This window comes from Serratia sp. N21D137, from assembly GCF_047530005.1.
GTDB classification, from domain to species: Bacteria; Pseudomonadota; Gammaproteobacteria; order Enterobacterales; family Enterobacteriaceae; genus Chania; species Chania fonticola_B.
In genome coordinates this window covers 14632-32907 of sequence record NZ_JBLJAJ010000004.1, presented here as the reverse complement: position 1 = coordinate 32907, position 18276 = coordinate 14632, and the positions used below count along the sequence as shown (strand labels likewise).

Here is an 18276-nt window from a genome sequence, read left to right as displayed (position 1 = left end):
GCGGCCTCCCCCTCTTAGACCACCAAATACTCCCCCCTTACGCCATAAACCAGATTCACTTCACAAATCCCACATCCGGCTGATTTCTCAAGCCATTATGGCCTGTAAGTTGCTGCTGTTGGCTATCGCGACTTTTTCTCTCACCGAGGAGAGCAGGATGCCTGTAGGAACCTCGCCCGAACGCGTCGATGCGCAAGCCAAAGTCACCGGTCGGGCACGTTATACCGACGATATGACCATGCCGGGTATGCGTCATGCCAAATATGTTCGTAGCCCGATTGCCCATGGTCTGGTTACGCATATCGACACCAGCAAAGCCCTGCAATTGCCGGGGGTTGAAGCCATATTCACTTATCAGGATGTGCCGCAGCACGGTTTTCCGACGGCAGGCCATGCCTGGTCATTGGATGCCAATAAGCGTGACGTAGCGGATAAACAGTTGCTGACCCAGCATGTACGCCATCACGGCGATGGCGTGGCGATCGTTGTCGCCTGCGACGCGTTAACGGCAGAGAAAGCCTCCATGCTGGTTGAAGTGGAATATCAGGCACTGCCAGTGATGACCACAGCAAAAACCGCGCTGGCTGCCGATGCGCCGCTGTTACACGGCGGTAAAAGTAATCTACTGAAACAACACCAGCTCAGCAGCGGCGATCCCGTGGCGGCATTGGCTGCATCAGAGATCGTGATCGAAGGCAATTACAGCACGCAGGTAGTGCAACATTGTCATCTGGAAGGGGTGATTTCCTACGCTTACATGGACGAGATGGATCGCATAGTGATCGTCTCCAGCACCCAAATTCCCCATCTGGTTCGCCGTGTGGTAGGCCAGGCGCTAGATCGGCCATGGTCGTCCATCCGGGTGATCAAGCCCTATATCGGCGGCGGATTCGGCAATAAGCAGGACGTCTTGGAAGAGCCGATGGCCGCATTCCTGACCTGGAAACTCAGCGGCGTGCCGGTCAAGGTTGAACTGAGCCGCGAAGAGTGTTTTTTGGCATCTCGTACCCGTCACTCGTTCGCCATCAGCGGTAAGATGGGCATTAACCGCGACGGCATCCTGCAAACCTATAGCCTGGATGTGCTCTCCAATACCGGAGGGTATGCTTCTCACGGCCACTCCATTGCCTCCGCCGGAGCCAATAAAATCGCCTATTTGTATCCGCGTATCGCCTTCGGCTACCAAGCCACCACCTTTTATTCCAACCTGCCGAACGCCGGCGCCATGCGCGGCTACGGTGCACCTCAGGTGACCTTTGCCCTGGAATGCATGATTGACGAAGCCGCCGCCCAACTGGGGATGGATCCGCTGGAACTGCGGCTCAAAAACGTCGCCCGCCAAGGGGATATCAATCCGCTCAATCACAAGGAGATCAAAAGCGCCGGGATTATCGAGTGCCTGCAAAAAGGCCGGGAACTGTTTGAGTGGGATGCCCGTCGTGCCGCCTGCCTGAACCAAAGTGGCCCCATCCGCCGCGGCGTTGGCGTGGCCTGCCTTAGCTATGCGTCCAATACCTATCCAGTTGGCGTCGAGATTGCCAGCGCCCGGCTGTTACTGAACCAGGATGGCACCGTCCATCTGCAAGTCGGCGCGACGGAAATTGGCCAGGGATCGGATACCGTGTTTGCACAAATGGCGGCGCAAACCATCGGCGTTCCTTTTTCTTCCATCCGCGTTATCTCCACCCAAGACACCGATATTACCGCCTACGATCCCGGTGCCTTCGCCTCGCGGCAAAGCTATGTCGCAGCCCCTGCCATCCGCCAGGCCGCTACAGAGTTGCGCGCCAAGATCCTGACCCATGCAGCCTATATGTATAGCCAGCCCGAATGGGCGTTGGATGTGATCAGCGGCGAGGTGGTGCTGAAGGAGATGCCGGAAAAAGTGTTGTGCTCGGTGCAAGAGGTCTCCATGAGCGCCCATTACGATCAGGAGGTCGGCGGGCAGATTATGGCCGAGGTGTCCTGCAAAACCCGCAGCAATCCGCCCGCCTTTGGCTGCACCTTTGTTGACCTCACCGTCGATATTGAGCTGTGTAAGGTCACCATCAACAAGATCATTAACCTGCACGATTCCGGCCAGATCCTTAACCCACTGCTGGCCGAGGGCCAGGTGCATGGCGGAATGGGGATGGGCATCGGCTGGACGCTGTTCGAAGAGATGATCATCGACGAGCAAAGCGGCATCGTACGCAATAACAATCTACTGGATTACAAGTTCCCTACCATTCTCGATCTGCCAGAGTTGGGCTGTGCGTTTGTCGAAACCTATGAGCCGCAATCTGCTTATGGGCACAAGGCGCTGGGTGAGCCGCCGCTGATCTCTCCCGCCCCGGCGATCCGCAACGCCATCTGGATGGCAACCGGCGTGAAGATAGATGAGTTACCACTAACGCCCAAAACGCTGTATCGCTATTTTTCGCAAGCGGGCCTGATCGAGTAACTGGAGAAAATTATGTACGATATTGCGCATTATTATCGGGCGACCAGCATAGACGATGCCGTGCGGCAATTAGCCGCCGATCCGCAGGCCCGGTTGATTGCTGGAGGTACCGACGTGCTGATCCAGCTCCATCATATGAACGGCAAATATCGCCATCTGGTGGATATTCACGGCCTGAACGAGCTGAACGGTATCGAGCTGCTGCCGGATGGCACGCTGCACATCGGCAGTGGCACCACCTTTAGCCAGATTATCGATTCACCGTTGGTGCAACGCCATATCCCGATCCTGGCAGAGGCAGCCACGACAATCGCCGGGCCACAGGTGCGGAATATCGCCACGCTGGGTGGGAATATCTGCAACGGTGCCACCAGTGCCGATTCCGCCTCACCCTGTGTGGTGATGGAAGCCGAGCTGGAAATCGCTACCCCCACAGGGCTGCGCCGCACGCCGCTCCAAGGTTTCCACACCGGTCCAGGCAAAGTCGCGTTAGGGCAAAATGAGGTCACCGTAGCGTTGCTGTTCAGGCCACAGCACTATCAGCACTTTGGTGCCAGCTATTACAAATACGCCATGCGTGGTGCGATGGATATTGCCACCATCGGCTGCGCGGCGGCCTGCAAAATTGAAAATGGCCACTTTAGCGCGGTGAAAATCGCCTTTGGCGTAGCGGCCCCAACACCGATCCGTGCCCCAAATGCCGAGGCCGCAGCTCTGGGTCAGCCATTCAATGCACAAACGCTCGCCGCCGTGCGTGAGACGGTCATAGGTGACGTGCTGCCACGTTCATCCTGGCGCGCCAGCAAAGAGTTTCGTATGCAAATCATCCGTACGCTGGCAGAGCGCGTGCTGGCCCAGGCGGCCCAACGTGCTGGAGGAGAGTTATCATGTTGATCAATTGCACCATCAATGGCCGCCCCTATCAGTTCGAGGTCGATCCCCGCCTGTCGCTGATGGAGTTACTGCGCCAGCAAGGGCTTAACAGCGTCAAACAAGGGTGCAGCGTGGGCGAGTGTGGTGCCTGTACCGTACTGATCGACGATGTTGCTACGGACACCTGTATTTATCTGGCGCTCTGGGCCGATGGCAAAACCATCCGCACTACCGAGGGCGAGGTGAAACAGGGCAAACTGTCTGCCGTACAGCAGGCTTATGTGAATGTGGGAGCGGTGCAGTGTGGCTTTTGTACGCCGGGACTGGTGATGACCAGTACCTCGATGGTGGAACGTTTTCGCGGCCACCGCCTTACCGAGCAGGAGATCCGCCGCGGCCTGGCTGGGAATTTATGCCGCTGCACCGGCTATACCTCGATCGTCAAGGCAGTGGAGCAGGCGCAGCAGCTGGATGAGGAGATACCGCGTTGAGAAACGCTAGTGGCGGATTTGCGCCAGCTCTTCTTCTGAAAGACCGGTCAGCTGTATGACCATAGCGTGATCGAAGCCCTTAGCCAGCATGGAGAGCGCTATCTTCAAGATGGCTTCTCGCCCTTCCTTTCGCCCTTCCTCAATACCTTTCTCTATACCTTTATCGAAACCTTTCTGCTCGAGATATTCTGCAATAGTCATCAATTCCTCCTCATGCTGCGGCGCGCGTCTGGCCAATTCACGGAGCAGTCTCTCCGGTTTGGTCGTACTCCCCGCAGCAGATAATTTATCAACGATATTATTCAAGATCATCAGAGGAAACAGTAAGCCATTCAAATAAAAACATCTCAATTCATTGATTTAAATAAAAACTTAGATTATTACCTGCCAGCCTTGTTCTTATCTGTAATGCATCGGGCATTCATAGACATATTCGAACTGAATTGATGTATTGAACTGTGTAGGAGCGTGGCATGCAGCGCTCCTACATGAAGAATTGAGTGCAGATTGGTCAGTAAGCGGCTAACCTTTTTCTTGCCATCAAATCGCCCAGCCGCCAGCATAGAATGCCACTAGCGCCACTGCGATTATCACCGTACCAATATTCAGCTTGCGCCACTCGTTAGAGAACACGCGGCCAATCACCAGCGTGCTGAAGCCCAGCATAATGCCGGTGACAATGTTACAGGTCAGCACGATAAATACCGCGCACACCAGGCCAGACATGGCATCGACAAAGTCGTCAAAATCCAGCTTGGCCACGTTGCTCAGCATCAGCAGGCCCACATACATCAGCGCCGGTGCCGTCGCATAGCCGGGGACCAGATAAGACAGCGGTGACAAGAACAGGATCAGCAAGAACAGTACACCCACCACCGCCGCCGTCATGCCAGTTTTACCGCCAGCAGCCGTTCCCGCAGCAGACTCGATATACACCGCAGCCGGTGAGGCCCCAACCAACGCAGAGAACATGCTGCTCATGGAGTCGGCGGTTAATGCCCGGCCACCGTTGATAATCTGCCCATCCTCGTCCAACAGGTTAGCTTGCCCGGCGACCGCCCGGATGGTGCCCGTGGCATCAAATACCGCCGTCATGACTAACGCCAATACGCTCGGCAGTATCGCCGGATTCAACGCCCCTTTGATATCCAGACTAAAAATCAGCGAGCTACCATCCGGCCCGGAGAGGCTGGGCAACGCAAACAACCCCTGATATTTCACATTAGGGTCAAAAATTAGACCGATAACGGAAATACCGATGATCACCAATAAGATCCCGCCCGGCACACGTAATTTCTCCAGCCCGAGGATCATCGCCAGGCCGAGCAGCGACATCATCACCGGGAAAGACACAAACGACCCCAGCGCCACCGGCAAACCGTCCAGCGGGTTTTTGATCACCATACCGACACCGTTGGCAGCAATCAGCAGCAGGAACAGGCCGATACCAATCCCGGTGCCATGCGCTATGCCCATCGGCAGGTTACGCAGGATCCATGAGCGCACCCCGGTTACCGAAATGGCGGTGAATATCAGCCCCATCAGGAAGATCGCCCCCAGGGCAACGGGGATGCTGATATGCTGGCCAAGCACCAGGCTGAACGCGGTAAACGCCGTCAATGAGATGGCGCAGCCAATAGCCATCGGCAAGTTAGCCCACAGGCCCATTACCAGTGACCCCACACCGGCAACCAGGCAAGTGGCGACAAATACCGCAGCAGGAGGGAAACCGGCCTTGCCCAGCATGCCGGGCACCACGATCACCGAATAGACCATTGCCAAAAAGGTGGTCAACCCTGCCAATACTTCCTGCCGAACGCTGCTACCCCGCTCGCTAATCTTGAAATAGCTGTCTAGCGAGCTGGCCGCTTTTCCTGACGTCGCCTGCGATAAATTATTAGACATATCAATGCCCTCTGAAAGTTTACACTCACCTACCCCACGGGCTTGCCGTTACGGCACTCGCTGGGGGTAACGCCAATCCTGGCAAATTGCAGTGCGGTGGTTTTAAGTACGTTCATACACCAGCCGGCCATCGACATAGGTGCGATAGATCGACCGGTCATCCCCTAGCGTCATCATGACAAACAGCTTATCCATCAAGGTTTTTGAGTTGTCGTAGCGCAACTGTTGCAGCGGCGTGGCCGTCGGCTCCAGCACCACAAAGTCTGCCTCTTTCCCCAGGTTGAAGTTACCAATGGTGTCCGCCAGCCCCAGGGCATCGGCCCCGCCCAACGTCGCCAGATAAAACGCCTCATACGCTGAGAGCCGGTAGCCCTGCAGCTGCATGATTTTGTATGCCTCGTTCAACGTTTGCAGCATGTTGAAGGTGGTGCCCGCGCCGATGTCGGTGCCCATCCCCACCCGCACCTTTTTCCGCCAGGCGTTGGGCAAATTAAACAGGCCGCTGCCGAGATACAGGTTGGAGGTCGGGCAAAAGGCGATGGATGATTGGGTTTGGTGCAGACAATCCCACTCGGCGTCTTCCAGATGCACACAGTGGGCAAATACGCTTTTTCTGCCGGTCATGCCGTAGTGATGGTAAACATCGAGATAACTTTTGCGCTCTGGGAACAAGGCTTTCACCCAAGCCACTTCATCCTTGTTTTCCGACAGGTGGGTATGCAGGTAAACATCCGGGTATTCCTGGCGCAGGCGTTGCACCATCTCCAGTTGTGCCGGTGAGGAGGTTGGCGCAAAACGCGGGGTGATGGCGTATAACAGGCGGCCATTGTTATGCCAGCGCTCAATCAGCGCCTTGGTTTGGCTATAGCTGCTTTCTGGGGTATCCAGCAGGTAATCGGGCGCGTTGCGATCCATCATCACCTTACCGGCGATCATCCGCATATTGATATGGCGCGCCGACTCAAACAGCGCCTCTACCGATTCGGGATGCACGGTGCCGAACACCAGCGCGGTGGTGGTGCCATTACGCAGCAGCTGCTTGATGAAAAACGCCGACATCTCGCGGGCGTATTCCAGATCGTTATAGCGCTTCTCCGCCGGGAAGGTGTGCTTGTTCAGCCAGTCCAGCAATTGTTCACCATAGGCTCCTACCATTTCACACTGCGGATAGTGAATATGGGTGTCGACAAACCCTGGCACGATCATTTTACCGCTGTAGTCACGCACCCGGATGCTGTCGGGGATCTGGTGGTGACCCACCTCCCAGTCGCCAAACCACTCCACCCGCCCATCACGAATGATCAGTAGCCCGTCTTTAATAAAGCGCAGATGGCCCTCGATTTCTTCCGGATGCTGTACGGTGCGGGTGATATCGAGAAAACTGCCCCGCACGGCCTTGATTGATTGTTCACGCTCCATACTGAAATTCCTTGTCGCCATAAAACGGATGTTGCCAGGCGGGCGCCGCATACAGCCCCCCTAAGTAACCTTTGTCAGCAATCTCAATCGGTGTTTTTTTCCGCTGTAACCACCTCGAATTCGGCCTCCTCGGCGTCAGGTTTCTCACGCGGGTTTTGCGGTATCAGCAAATTGAGGAAAATGGCCGTGAGCCCACCGGCGCAGATCGGGTTTTCCACCAGCACATAAATCGACTCGGGCAAAATACGAAACACTTCCGGATCGTAAGAGACGCCAAGGCCCAGCCCCAGCGAGGTGGCGACGATGATGGTTTCGCGACGGTTTAAACCGTCGGAGATAATGATGCGTATCCCGGCGATGGCGATCATCGAGAACATCAGTGTCATGGCGCCGCCCAGCACTGGTGCGGGGATAGTGGTAAAGAAGCGGCCAATGACGGGAAACAGCCCCAGCACCACCAGGATCACGGCGATATATTTGCCGATATGGCGCGAGGCGACGCCGGTCATCTGGATCACGCCGTTATTCTGGGAAAATGTCGTCAGCGGCAACGAGCCCAGCATGGCGGCAATCACCGAGACCAGCCCATCGGCCAGCACTCCACCGCTCAGGCGTGCGGTATATTCATCCCCCTTGATGGGCTGCTCGGACACTATTGCGGTAGCGGTGATACTGCCGACCGCCTCCAACACGCTGAGCAGATAGATGATGCCAGCCACCAGGAAGGCATGCAGATCGAAAGAGAAACCGTATTTAAAGGGAACGGGAACGGTCATTACCGGCAGGTTTTGCATCACCGAAAAATCCACCATGCCCAGGCACAACGCCACGACATAACCGACAATCAAGCCGATGGCGATGCCCCCCATGCGCAATAATGCGTTCTGGCAACAGTTAAACCCGATCACCACCAGCAACACCAACAGGCCGATACCGATATTTTCGTAGTTGCCAAAGGTGCCGCTGCTTTTCGCTGAATAACCGCCGCCAAAATCGATAATGCCCACCTTGATCAGGCTCAAGCCAATCATCAGCACCACAATGCCGCTCACGGTGGGCGTGATCACCCGTTTCAGATAGGGCAAAATAAACGAGGAGCCCACCACCAGGAATGCACCAACAAAAGAGATGCCCAGCAGCGTGGACATGATCGCTTCCACATGCAGGCCATCGGCTTTCATCGTGCTGCCCAAGGCGATCATCACCGTCACAAAGGAAAAGTTGACCGATTGAATGGACAATAAGCCGGAGCCTACGCGGCCATAGCGATTCACCTGCAACCAGGTGCCAATCCCTGAGGCTATCATTGCCATCGATACCAGATAGGCCGTGACGTCCGGCGGCAACCCCAGCGCGGTGCCGACGATCAGTGCAGGTGCCACCATCGGCACAAAAATAGCCAGTAAATGGGTGATTGCCCCCACGATGCATTGGTCGAAAGGTGGTTTATCTTCCACCCGATAAATAAGGTCGTTATTTGAAGTAGGCATATCAGACATCTCTTTACTCCATTCCAGTAAATTTGATCATCTGATTCAATAAGCTCCACGCCCTGCACTTTCGCCATGTTGATCCCACGGGCTAGCCTGAGCGATGAGCTCATATATGGCGGCAATAACAGATTAGCCTTTGGCTAATATATTGAATCGTTTATACCCGCCGCCGGTTTAACTCGGCAGGTATAGCGGGATAATGACCGTAATTGGCCACTATCCCGGTACGACTTATTACAGAGTCTACGCTGACAGCTTATTTAACCCCCTCAAAATCTTCTCAGGGGTGAAATGCCATTCGCGCAGCCAAACGCCACAGGCATCGTGGATTGCCATAGCGATGGCCGGGGCCGCTCCGTTGACGCCAATCTCGGAGATCGACTTGGCCCCATATGGCCCCACCCGATCGTCGCTGGGCACCAGGAACGCCTGGAAATCCAACGGGATATCACCAATCTTCGGTGCGCCATAGCTTTGCAAATCACGAGTGATCGGCGAGCCTTGGCTGTCATAGATAATCTCTTCCGTCATGCTGTGGCCGATGGCGCGCATTGAAGCCCCGTAGATTTGCCCCAGCGCCAGCTCCGGGTTAACCGGGGTGCCGCAATCGAGCAAGGCATAAAACTTATCCAACCGGATCTCCCCGCTGCGCACGTTGACTGCCACCTCGGCAAAGTTGGCGCCAAACGGGAAGGCAAAGTTAGAAGAGATATAGCTGGCGGTGGCCACCAGGGTGCCAAAGCCGGTGCCCGTTTCTGCCTTATGGGCAATCTGGGCGAACGTCACTTCGCCCTGTTTACCGCGCACCACGCCTGGAACCACCAGCGTGACGTCGCTTTCTGGCTCACCCAGCATCTGCGCGCCGTGGAACAGGATTTTTTTCCTGAGATTTTCCGCCGCATTCTTCGCCGCATTGCCGGAGAAGCAGGTTCCGGAAGAAGCGTAGGCCCCTTTATCAAACAGGGCATGGTCGGTATCGCCGGAGATCACATGTACCTCGGAGAACGGGCAGCACAGCACTTCCGCTGCCAGTTTGCCCACGACCGTATCCAGCCCAGTGCCAATATCCGCCCCGCCGGAATGCACGATAAAGGTACCGTCCGATTCCAGCTTGATCATGCAGTTGGCCTGATCGATATCCGGAATACCGGATTTTTGCATGATAATGGCCACGCCACGGCCAATCTGCCAGTCTCCCTGACTGACTTTCGGTGAGTTCCACTGGATCAGCTCACGCCCTTTGCGCAAGATCGGCTCCAGCGCACAGCTGGCGGCACTTGGCACCGAAGTCGGCATTTTGCCTTCGCCAATCGCCCCGAGGATTTTCAACTCTTGCCCTTCAACTACCCGATTACGCTCGATGATTTCCAGCGGATCCATCTGCAGTTTTTCCGCCATTTCCGCAAGGATCATGGTCAGGGCGAAGTTGCCTTTTGGCGCACCGTACCCCTGATAAGCCCCGTTTGGGCAGATGTTGCTGTAATAGGTGGTCACCTGGAAATTGACGTTATCGCAGGGATAAAGCGGCAGCGACAGCGCCGGGCCGTTGCTGGGCACCGTCAGCGCATGGTTGCCATAAGGGCCGGTATTGGCCAGGAAGTTCATATCGATTGCCGTCAGGCGGCCATCTTTTTTCGCGCCAATCTTCACCCGCACCTTGGCCACGTGGCGTGAGGTGTTGCTGATGAACTCTTCTTCGCGGGTATAGTGGAAATAAACCGCACGGCCGGTCACGCAGGTTGCCCAGGCACACACTTCTTCCAACAGGATATCCTGCTTGGAGCCAAAACCGCCGCCGACCCGCTCTTTGATCACGTGCACTTTATGCTGCTTGAGCCCGACGATCCTGGCGACCTGGCGGCGCAGGTGCCAAGGCACCTGGGTTGACGCGTGGATCACCAGCCGATCGCCGTCCATGTAGGTGTAACAGACGTGCATTTCCGCCGGGCACTGCTGCACCTGTTTGGATTCGTAGGTGCGCTCCAGCACCACGTCCGCCTCGGCAAAGCCTTGATCCACGTTGCCAATGCGTCCATGTACCGCGGCGGCAATATTGCTGTGGGGTTTGGCACCAATCGGGAAATTGATCGTCACATGCTCGGTGCCACGCTCTGCGCTACCCTGGTTCTGCTCGGCCAGGTCCTCCGGTGCGCCGTGGACGTAAACAATCGGTTCGTCGTGTACCAGCGGTGCCCCTTCCGCCATCGCCTCATCGATCGACATCACCGGTTTAAGCACTTGATATTCGACATCGATCAACGCCAGCGCGGCCAACGCAATCTCTTCGCTCTCGGCCACAACCGCCGCCACCCGGTCACCCACGTGGCGCAGCTTTTGGCCAAACATCCGACGATCTAGAGGTGAAGGTTCTGGCGCGCTCTGCCCACCGGGGGTGTAATAGATATCCGGGCAATTGCGATAGGTGATCACATGCACCACCCCAGGCAACGCTTCGGCTTTGCTGACGTCCAGATGTGTGATCAAGGCATGAGGATGCGGGCTGCGCAGCATCTTGATGATGCAGGCATTGCGGGCCACGCGGTCTTCCACATAACAAGGCTTGGCCTGTACCATTTTCGCCGCGTCCACCTTAGGACACAGCTTACCGACCACGTTCAGATCGCTGCGGAATTCGGGAGCCGCGAGCGACTGGAATTCAGGATCGTTACGGCGAGCCACCGCCAGCGCTACGACCTGATAGAACTGCTGATAACCGGCATCACGGCTGAACAAGCCTGACAGCGCATCGTCTATTTGCGCGCGCGTTGGTTCCTCAATGCGGGCCAACAGATCCGTCAGGATCAGCGCCGCCGCCGCATCGTTATAGCCGGACTGGACGATCCCCACGTCCACCATTGCCTGTTGCACCAGGCTGAGCTGGTTCCAGCTCCCCAGCGCTTCGGCCGTGGTCACCGCGCCATTATCCAACTGGGCGGCGATCAGCAACGAGGCGTTGACCACCACACCGTTGAGCAGGATCGCGTCCGAACCTGCAAAGCCGAAGCCGTCATCGCTATTGCGGACCGAATGCATTCCCAACGTAAACAGCAGTTGCTGGACGTTTTCGCCGGGTTGGCACTGCATCTCCTGCGGGATGTCGTTAAGCGTAAAGCGAATATTCATCATGCTTTCTCCCCTGATGCCTGGCAAGCCGCCAACAGGTCTGCCACCACCACACCGGTGATATAGCGCTTATAGGCGCGGCTGCCACAGATGTCGTCTGGCGGAGATATCATCTGCGCCACTGCCTGCTCCAATGCCGGGCCACTCAGACCACTGTTCTCTGCATCACGCAGGCGGCCAGGAGCCATCACACCGCTCAGGGCGATACGAATTTTCGCCTGCGCATCGCGGGATACGGCCGCAGTCACCACCGGCAACCCCGCCGCTGAACGGGCAATTTTACGGGTAGCGCAGGTACGGTAAGGCTCCGGCAGTATCACCGCCAGCAGTAATTCACTGCCGCCGCACAGCGGATAGTCTTCCAGCGCCATCGTCTTGCCGCTGCCCACCACCACCTGGGCACTCAATGCCAGCAACACCGGCAGCAGCACCGAATCTTTCGTTGCCGAAACGACTTCACCACCCAGCGTGGCCTGATTGCGAATATGGCGGGAATAGACAAAACCCAGCGCCTCACGCAGGGCCTGTGGGATAAGCTGGGTATCCATTAAACGCTGTAAGGTAATGGTGGCACCGATATGCAATGCCCCCTGCTGCCAGCTCACCTGATCCAGCCCCAGCTGCGACAGCCCGATGGCAATCTTTTGCCGTGTTTTAGTGGGTGTGGCGTTTAGTTTGCTGCCGCCAGCGAAATAGACGGCATCCTGCTGGAACTGGCGTTTTAGCTCTAGCGCCTGCTGTACCGATCCTGGCCGATAGAATTGCTCAATCATGTTGCACCCTCATCAATGTCAGCCGCCCCGGTGTTCGCAGGGCGGCGACCGGTTTACTTCAAGGTATCCATACGCTGCCACAGCTTGGCCGCTACCTTGCGCGCCTGGGCGTAGATCGGTTCTACATCGAACGGGAACTGGCGATCCTGATAGACCATACGGCCTTCCACCATTACGCTGTTGACGCTGCCAGCCCCCATGCCGAAGGCCAGATGTCCGCCGATATTTTGCGCCGCCAGCGGCGTGGGTGACGAGTAGTCGCAGATGGTCAGATCCGCTTTGTAACCGGCGGCCAGGCTGCCGAAGTTGGCGCCAAAGTTGCGCGCCAGCAGTTGATTCCCCTTGGCCAGGAAGCGGGCAAAGCTATCCGGCCACAACGGCCCGCCCGCATCACGGTGTTTAAAGAAGGCAAACTTCAGCTCTTCAAACATGTCTGAGCCGATGCCGTCGGTGCCGAGCGCCAGGTTGCGGTACTGCGCCAGCTGATGGTTATAGCCCACGTGGTTGTTCATATTGGAGCGGGCGTTGTGCACCAGGAAGGCATCCTGCTGGTTGATCAGTTCGATGTCCGCTGCAGACAGATACAGACCGTGGGCGACCAACGTTTTTGACCCGATCAGATCGTATTGCGCCAGGCGCTCGATCAGATCCTTGCCATATTTGTCGTGGCTATGGGATACGTCATAGCTGTCCTCGGCGGCGTGGATATGCAGACCACGGCCGGTACTTTTAACCGCCGCTTGCAGCATCTCCAACCCGGCATCAGAAACCGTGAACGGTGCGTGAGCGCCAATATGCGCCTCCACCAGGTAAGGCTCCTTACCGGCTTTTTTGGCGACGTCGATCAACTGGGCAAAGGCAATATTCTCCTCCACGCCAGCCCGTAGTTCGCGCTCCCCGCCGTTGCGATCGGTGGTTTCAAAACAGGTCATGCCACGCAGCCCGGTCTCGATAAAGCCTGCGCGCAGGGTTTTCAGCGAACCGGCGATAAAGTTGGGCGAGGCGTGGTGATCGATCACCGCCGTACAGCCGCTCTTGATGGCTTCCAACGAGCAGATCAGACCGCTGTAATACAGCGATTCCTCATCCAGCGCCCGATCCAACCGCCACCACAGGTTCTTCAGCGTGGAGATAAAGTCCGGGCTGGGCGCGATGTTGGCCATAATCCCGCGTGATAACCCGGAGTAGAAATGGTTGTGGGCGCACACAATCCCTGGCATCACCCATTTGCCGTGCATATTGCGCACTTCCGCCTGGGGATATTTGGCCGCCAACCCTTGCCCCACCTCTTTGATCAACGCCCCTTCAATGGCGATATCGATACCGTGCTGTACGCTGGCGGGGTCGAGCTGCACGCCGGTTGCATTGGTTAATATCAGCATGACTACACCTCCACCTGGCCAAGGAGATAATGATGATGAGTGTGCACATGGCTGATAATGCGGCACATCTCCTCCAGTTCCGGCGGCACTTGCTCAAGCTGGCCGTCGTTATCGATCTGCAGTTGGTAAAGCTTGCCGTCCTGCCGTACGCTCACCTGTGCCCCATCCACCAGGAACCCTGGATTGGTGCTGTTGGCAAAGTCCTGCGGCAGGCTGTAGATCGTCACTTTGTCTTGGTAAGGCTTACCCTGCCACGGGCAGAACTGGGCGCAGTTGCCGCATTCATTGCAGTAGGCATCCAGATGCAGGGTCTGGAAACGATCCTGGAAGCCCGGTATGGCAATCGACACGTTGGCGCGGTTCGGGCAAACGTCGACGCATTTGCTGCACACGTAGTTACATTCCAGGCAGCGCTGGGCCTCTTGGGCCACGAAGGCCTCGCGCTCGGTTTTATCCACCAGCGCTACCGAAATAGCGCCTTTGCGGCGATAGATTTCCGCCGGATCGACGTTCGACCAGTATTTGTCGGCGTGATGGGTTTTGACGTTCTCCCGTGCCAGCACCGTTTCAGCGGCGTTGCGGGCGCTACCGATGGCAGCAACAATGGATGACGGGCCACGCTGCACGTCGCCGATCAGGAAGACATTAGGCCGGGTAGTTTCGCCGGTGGCGGTGTTGACCTGTGGATAGCCTGCGTCATCCAGCGGTACGCCGAGCTTATGCAGCACTTCCTCGTCAGCCTGCTCGCCAATGGCGGTGATCAAGGAATCCATCTGCAGCGTCAGGGTCTGTTCGGTGGCGACCGGGCGGCGGCGCCCCTTCTCGTCCGGCTCTCCCAGCGCCATCACTCTGGCCGTCAACGTACCGTTGGCATCAAAGTGTTCCGGGTTGGTGAGGAACATAAACTGCACGTTGTCCTCTACCGCCTCCTGATACTCTTCACGGTAGGCTGGCATCTCATTGAGCGTGCGGCGGTACAGCACGGTGACGTCCTGCACGCCAGGCACCTTCAACGCGGCCCTGGCACAGTCCATTGCCGTGTTACCGGCACCGACCACGGCCACGTGTTTGCCCAGGTTCATCGGCTTACCGAGGTTGAAATCGCGCAGGAACGGCAAAGATTTGTGGACGTTGCGGTTATTGCCCGCCAGCTTCACGCCGCTGTTTTTATCGGTGCCGATACCGATAAACACGTAGTCAAAGCCCTGCTGTTGCAGTTTGTCGACGGTCAGATCGGGATCGCAGCCATAAACCATCTTCACGCCGTGGGCGGCCACAAAGTCGATATCGTGCTCGATAAGCTCCGCCGGGATGCGGAACTGTGGAATGATGTTTTTCACCACCCCACCCGCATTCGCCTCACGCTCAAACAGCGTAACCTGATACCCGGCCCGCGCCAGGAAGTACCCGGCTGACAGACCCGCCGGGCCAGCTCCCAAAATGGCAACTGGGCGTTTGCTGCCAGAGCCTGCCGGTTTATGCCAGCGGCGCTGATACTCATCCCAGCCCTTCTCCAACGCCACTTTTTTCAGTTCGCGGATGTTCAGCGCGCTGTCGTAATCAAGACGGGTGCAGTTGTACTGACACTGGTGATCGCAGATATGCCCGGTAATGGCTGGCAAGGCGTTACGCTGATAAATCAGCTCCAACGCATCGGCATAGCGCTGTTCGCCCAGCAGCCGGATATATTCCGGGATATCCTGTTTAATGGCGCAGGCGGTGACGCAAGGAGCCACATAGCAGTCAATCATCGGTAATGGGCCACCCGCGTCGATGCGATCCGTTGATTTCCAGTGTTTCTGGGTGTATTCCATGCTGACGGCCTTGTCTGCCAGCGCTTGCAGCTTATCGACATCGATGCGCGTCATCTGCCAGCTATCGGAAGCGTCCAGCTCTTGCATGCACTCCGTCAGGCGTAAATAGCCACCGGGCTTGAGCAGATCGGTGGCCATGGTGATTGGCCGGATGCCAGTGTCAAAAATCTCGCGTACATTAAACTTGCTTGCTCCACCGGAATAGGAAATCGGCAGCTCCCCGTTGAACTCGCGGGAGAGAACCGCCGCCACGTTGATGGAAAGCGGGAACAGAGCGCGCCCGGACATATACATCTCTTCGCCCGGCAAGGCGCCTTTATGGTTGATCGCCCCCAGGGTATTGGTCAGTTTGACCCCGAAACCCAACTTCTGCTGTTTCCCCAGGGCGGTCAGGCGGTGCAACATCGCGATCGCCTGCTCCAGTTTGAGATCGTGCTCGAAAGATTCCTCTTTCAGCCCGACATAATCAAACCCGCAGCTATCCAGAATGGCACGCACGCGCGGATAACCCAGCAGCGTCGGGTTTAATTTGACAAAGGTATTGAGCCGTTTCTCTGCCAGCATATAGCGGCAGATGGCTTCAATTTCATCTGGCGGGCAACCGTGCATGGTCGAAAGGGTAATACCGCTGACCAGTTGCGCTGGAATATGCTCTGGCAACTGTGCCAATGCCCCGCGTTGGGCGGATAAGGCGAACTGGCTAATAAAGCCCTCGGCCTTAACCCATGCGGCAAGAATATGTTGATACTCGGCATATTTCGGGTGCTGTGCAGAGTCCATCATGTTATGGATAAAGTCCTGCATCGGCGGCTGTTTAATCCCGTCGAGGTTATAACCCACGCTCATATTGAAAATGAAGGATTTACTTTCCCCCTTGGCCCGTGGATCAAACATTTCTTCCAGCAGGTGCAGGGCAAACCAGGCTTTTAAATATTCATCATAGGCTTTGAGCAGCGTGAACTCGGTTGACCATTCGGTGTTGAAGCATTCGTCTTCGGCATCGATACAGGGCTTTTCCAACTCCAACCTATCGAGGATCTGCACGGTTTTCAATTCGATAAAGCGTCCGCCGGTCAACCAGGAAACGATGATATTCTGCGCCAACTGAGTATGCGGGCCTGCGGCCGGGCCAAGTGGCGTTTCACAACTTTCATTGAAGACGTTAATCCGCCGATCGTCATGTTTGCGATAAAACTGCTTTTCTGGAATACCAAAAATAGACCGGCTCTCATGATATTCATCAAAAATCCGGGTTAACAGCGCCTTGAACGGAACGGGACGCATTAAATCTCCCATAGCTTTATCTCCTTGCGGCGAAATGCCTGAATGATGAGTCTGTAAAAACCTGAGGGCGGTTTTCCACAGCGGATAGGCATAACGCAGCAACAATCAGGCCAAATCTCCCAACGTGGTTGGCCAGCGGTTAAATTCGTGAGGTAGTTCTAATTGTTAATTTTATTTGTGAACGGGCTCACTATCGCAACTGAGAATAACAATCAGTGCAGGTAGTCGCTTAATCATCACGGCTACGCTAATAGAATCAATTATCAAAAAAACATCGCCAGCTATCACTTTGATACGGCCAAATAGCACTTCGGTTAAAAACGAGACCGCAATCGATAAAGTATGAATGTTTGCCAAATATCGATTACATCAAGGTTGTTTGCGATTAAATCGGCACTCTATCCTGAAAAAACTGCATATTGGTTATCGGTTAAATCACCGTTATTTACCCCGTTTTCTGACTCACAAAACAGGCTATTTATGACGCCCAGCTTCAGAGAATTATTCAGTGAGGAATATCACCGCCTCGATCGGGGCCAGCCGCTGCTGATCGCCCTGATTGGCGCCGGGGGGAAAACCAGTACCCTGCACTGGCTGGCGCAGGCCTTTTATCACCAGGGCAAACGCGTGCTGTTCACTACCACCACCAAGATGTACTTGCCCACCGCTGCCGACTACCACCACCTGTTGATAGGCCAACCGCCCAACGCCAGCAGCGCCCCGGCCATTACCGCCTGCTTCAGTCATTATCAGCCGCAGGATAACAAGGTTATCGGGTTAACCCCCGAGCAAATCGACGTAATCAGACAGCATGGTGCCTTCGATGTGATCCTGGCCGAGGCGGACGGCTCCCGAGGGTTACCCCTGAAAGCCCCGGCAAGGCATGAACCTTGCATCCCCTCCCGCAGTGATTGTGTTATCGCGCTAACCGGAGGCCAGGTGATCGATCGTCCCGCAGACCCACAGCAAATTCACCGTTGGGCGATTTTCTCCGCGCTGACGGGGGTCACGGCCGGTGAAATACTGGATCACCGGGTATTCGACACCCTGATCTCGCACCCTGAAGGGATGTTCAAAGGTACACCCTCTCAGGCGCGGCGGGTCTGGCTGATCAATCAGGTTTCTCATTGTGATAATCAACTGGCAGCCAGGTGGCAAACCCTGCTGCGGCCAGAGCTGACGCTCAGCGCCATCTGGTTTGGCGCAGTGCAGGAGACCCCGGCGATCCACCACCTGATACGGCGCTTAACACGATAATATTTCTGAGGTTATTGAC

12 protein-coding genes are annotated in these 18276 nt (G+C 56.2%); 4 read left to right on the top strand and 8 right to left on the bottom strand.

Annotated elements, in window-relative coordinates; all coding sequences use genetic code 11:
- Nucleotides 1-157 precede the first annotated feature (157 nt).
- From xdhA to xdhC, 3 genes are read left to right on the top strand one after another with little or no spacing between them, the layout of a single operon-like run.
- Nucleotides 158-2443, top strand: coding sequence for a xanthine dehydrogenase molybdenum-binding subunit XdhA (gene xdhA / locus ACMV5H_RS04555; RefSeq protein WP_414821511.1), 2286 nt, complete (start codon nt 158-160; stop codon nt 2441-2443).
- Nucleotides 2444-2455: 12 nt separating this feature from the next.
- The gene (xdhB, locus tag ACMV5H_RS04550) at nt 2456-3337 is read left to right on the top strand and encodes a xanthine dehydrogenase FAD-binding subunit XdhB (RefSeq protein ID WP_414821510.1); all 882 of its coding nucleotides are present in this window, start codon (nt 2456-2458) and stop codon (nt 3335-3337) included.
- A complete protein-coding gene (gene xdhC / locus ACMV5H_RS04545) occupies nt 3331-3807 on the top strand; it encodes a xanthine dehydrogenase iron sulfur-binding subunit XdhC (RefSeq protein ID WP_021804789.1) in 477 nt (158 codons plus the stop codon). Before xdhB ends, xdhC begins: the two co-directional genes overlap by 7 nt.
- A gap of 6 nt (nt 3808-3813) precedes the next feature.
- Here the strand turns inward: xdhC and ACMV5H_RS04540 are convergent, their stop codons facing one another.
- The 8 genes from ACMV5H_RS04540 to ygfK all read right to left on the bottom strand — a co-directional run bounded on the left by ACMV5H_RS04540 (nt 3814) and on the right by ygfK (nt 17012).
- On the bottom strand, nt 3814-4119 hold the full coding sequence (locus tag ACMV5H_RS04540) for an Rpn family recombination-promoting nuclease/putative transposase (RefSeq protein ID WP_051363674.1): 306 nt from the start codon (nt 4117-4119) through the stop codon (nt 3814-3816).
- Between the two features lie 228 nt (nt 4120-4347).
- The gene (locus ACMV5H_RS04535; protein WP_094982319.1) at nt 4348-5712 is read right to left on the bottom strand and encodes an NCS2 family permease; all 1365 of its coding nucleotides are present in this window, start codon (nt 5710-5712) and stop codon (nt 4348-4350) included.
- A gap of 102 nt (nt 5713-5814) precedes the next feature.
- Complete coding sequence (gene guaD / locus ACMV5H_RS04530; protein WP_414821509.1) at nt 5815-7131, bottom strand: guanine deaminase; 1317 nt, start codon at nt 7129-7131, stop codon at nt 5815-5817.
- 83 nt (nt 7132-7214) lie between these two features.
- On the bottom strand, nt 7215-8630 hold the full coding sequence (locus tag ACMV5H_RS04525; protein ID WP_021804795.1) for a nucleobase:cation symporter-2 family protein: 1416 nt from the start codon (nt 8628-8630) through the stop codon (nt 7215-7217).
- A 237-nt stretch (nt 8631-8867) separates the two neighbouring features.
- Nucleotides 8868-11747, bottom strand: a complete 2880-nt coding sequence (locus ACMV5H_RS04520; RefSeq protein ID WP_414821570.1) for a molybdopterin-dependent oxidoreductase Mo/Fe-S-binding subunit — start codon at nt 11745-11747, stop codon at nt 8868-8870.
- Nucleotides 11747-12520, bottom strand: a complete 774-nt coding sequence (ygfM, locus tag ACMV5H_RS04515) for a molybdopterin-dependent oxidoreductase FAD-binding subunit (RefSeq protein WP_414821508.1) — start codon at nt 12518-12520, stop codon at nt 11747-11749. Before ygfM ends, ACMV5H_RS04520 begins: the two co-directional genes overlap by 1 nt.
- Nucleotides 12521-12573: 53 nt before the next feature.
- Entirely contained in the window at nt 12574-13902 is a 1329-nt protein-coding gene (gene ssnA, locus ACMV5H_RS04510) for a putative aminohydrolase SsnA (protein WP_414821507.1), read from the bottom strand.
- Between the two features lie 2 nt (nt 13903-13904).
- On the bottom strand, nt 13905-17012 hold the full coding sequence (gene ygfK / locus ACMV5H_RS04505) for a putative selenate reductase subunit YgfK (protein ID WP_414821506.1): 3108 nt from the start codon (nt 17010-17012) through the stop codon (nt 13905-13907).
- A 468-nt stretch (nt 17013-17480) separates the two neighbouring features.
- Here ygfK and yqeC point away from each other — a divergent pair, with 468 nt between their 5' ends.
- On the top strand, nt 17481-18257 hold the full coding sequence (yqeC, locus tag ACMV5H_RS04500; RefSeq protein ID WP_414821505.1) for a selenium cofactor biosynthesis protein YqeC: 777 nt from the start codon (nt 17481-17483) through the stop codon (nt 18255-18257).
- Nucleotides 18258-18276 lie beyond the last annotated feature (19 nt).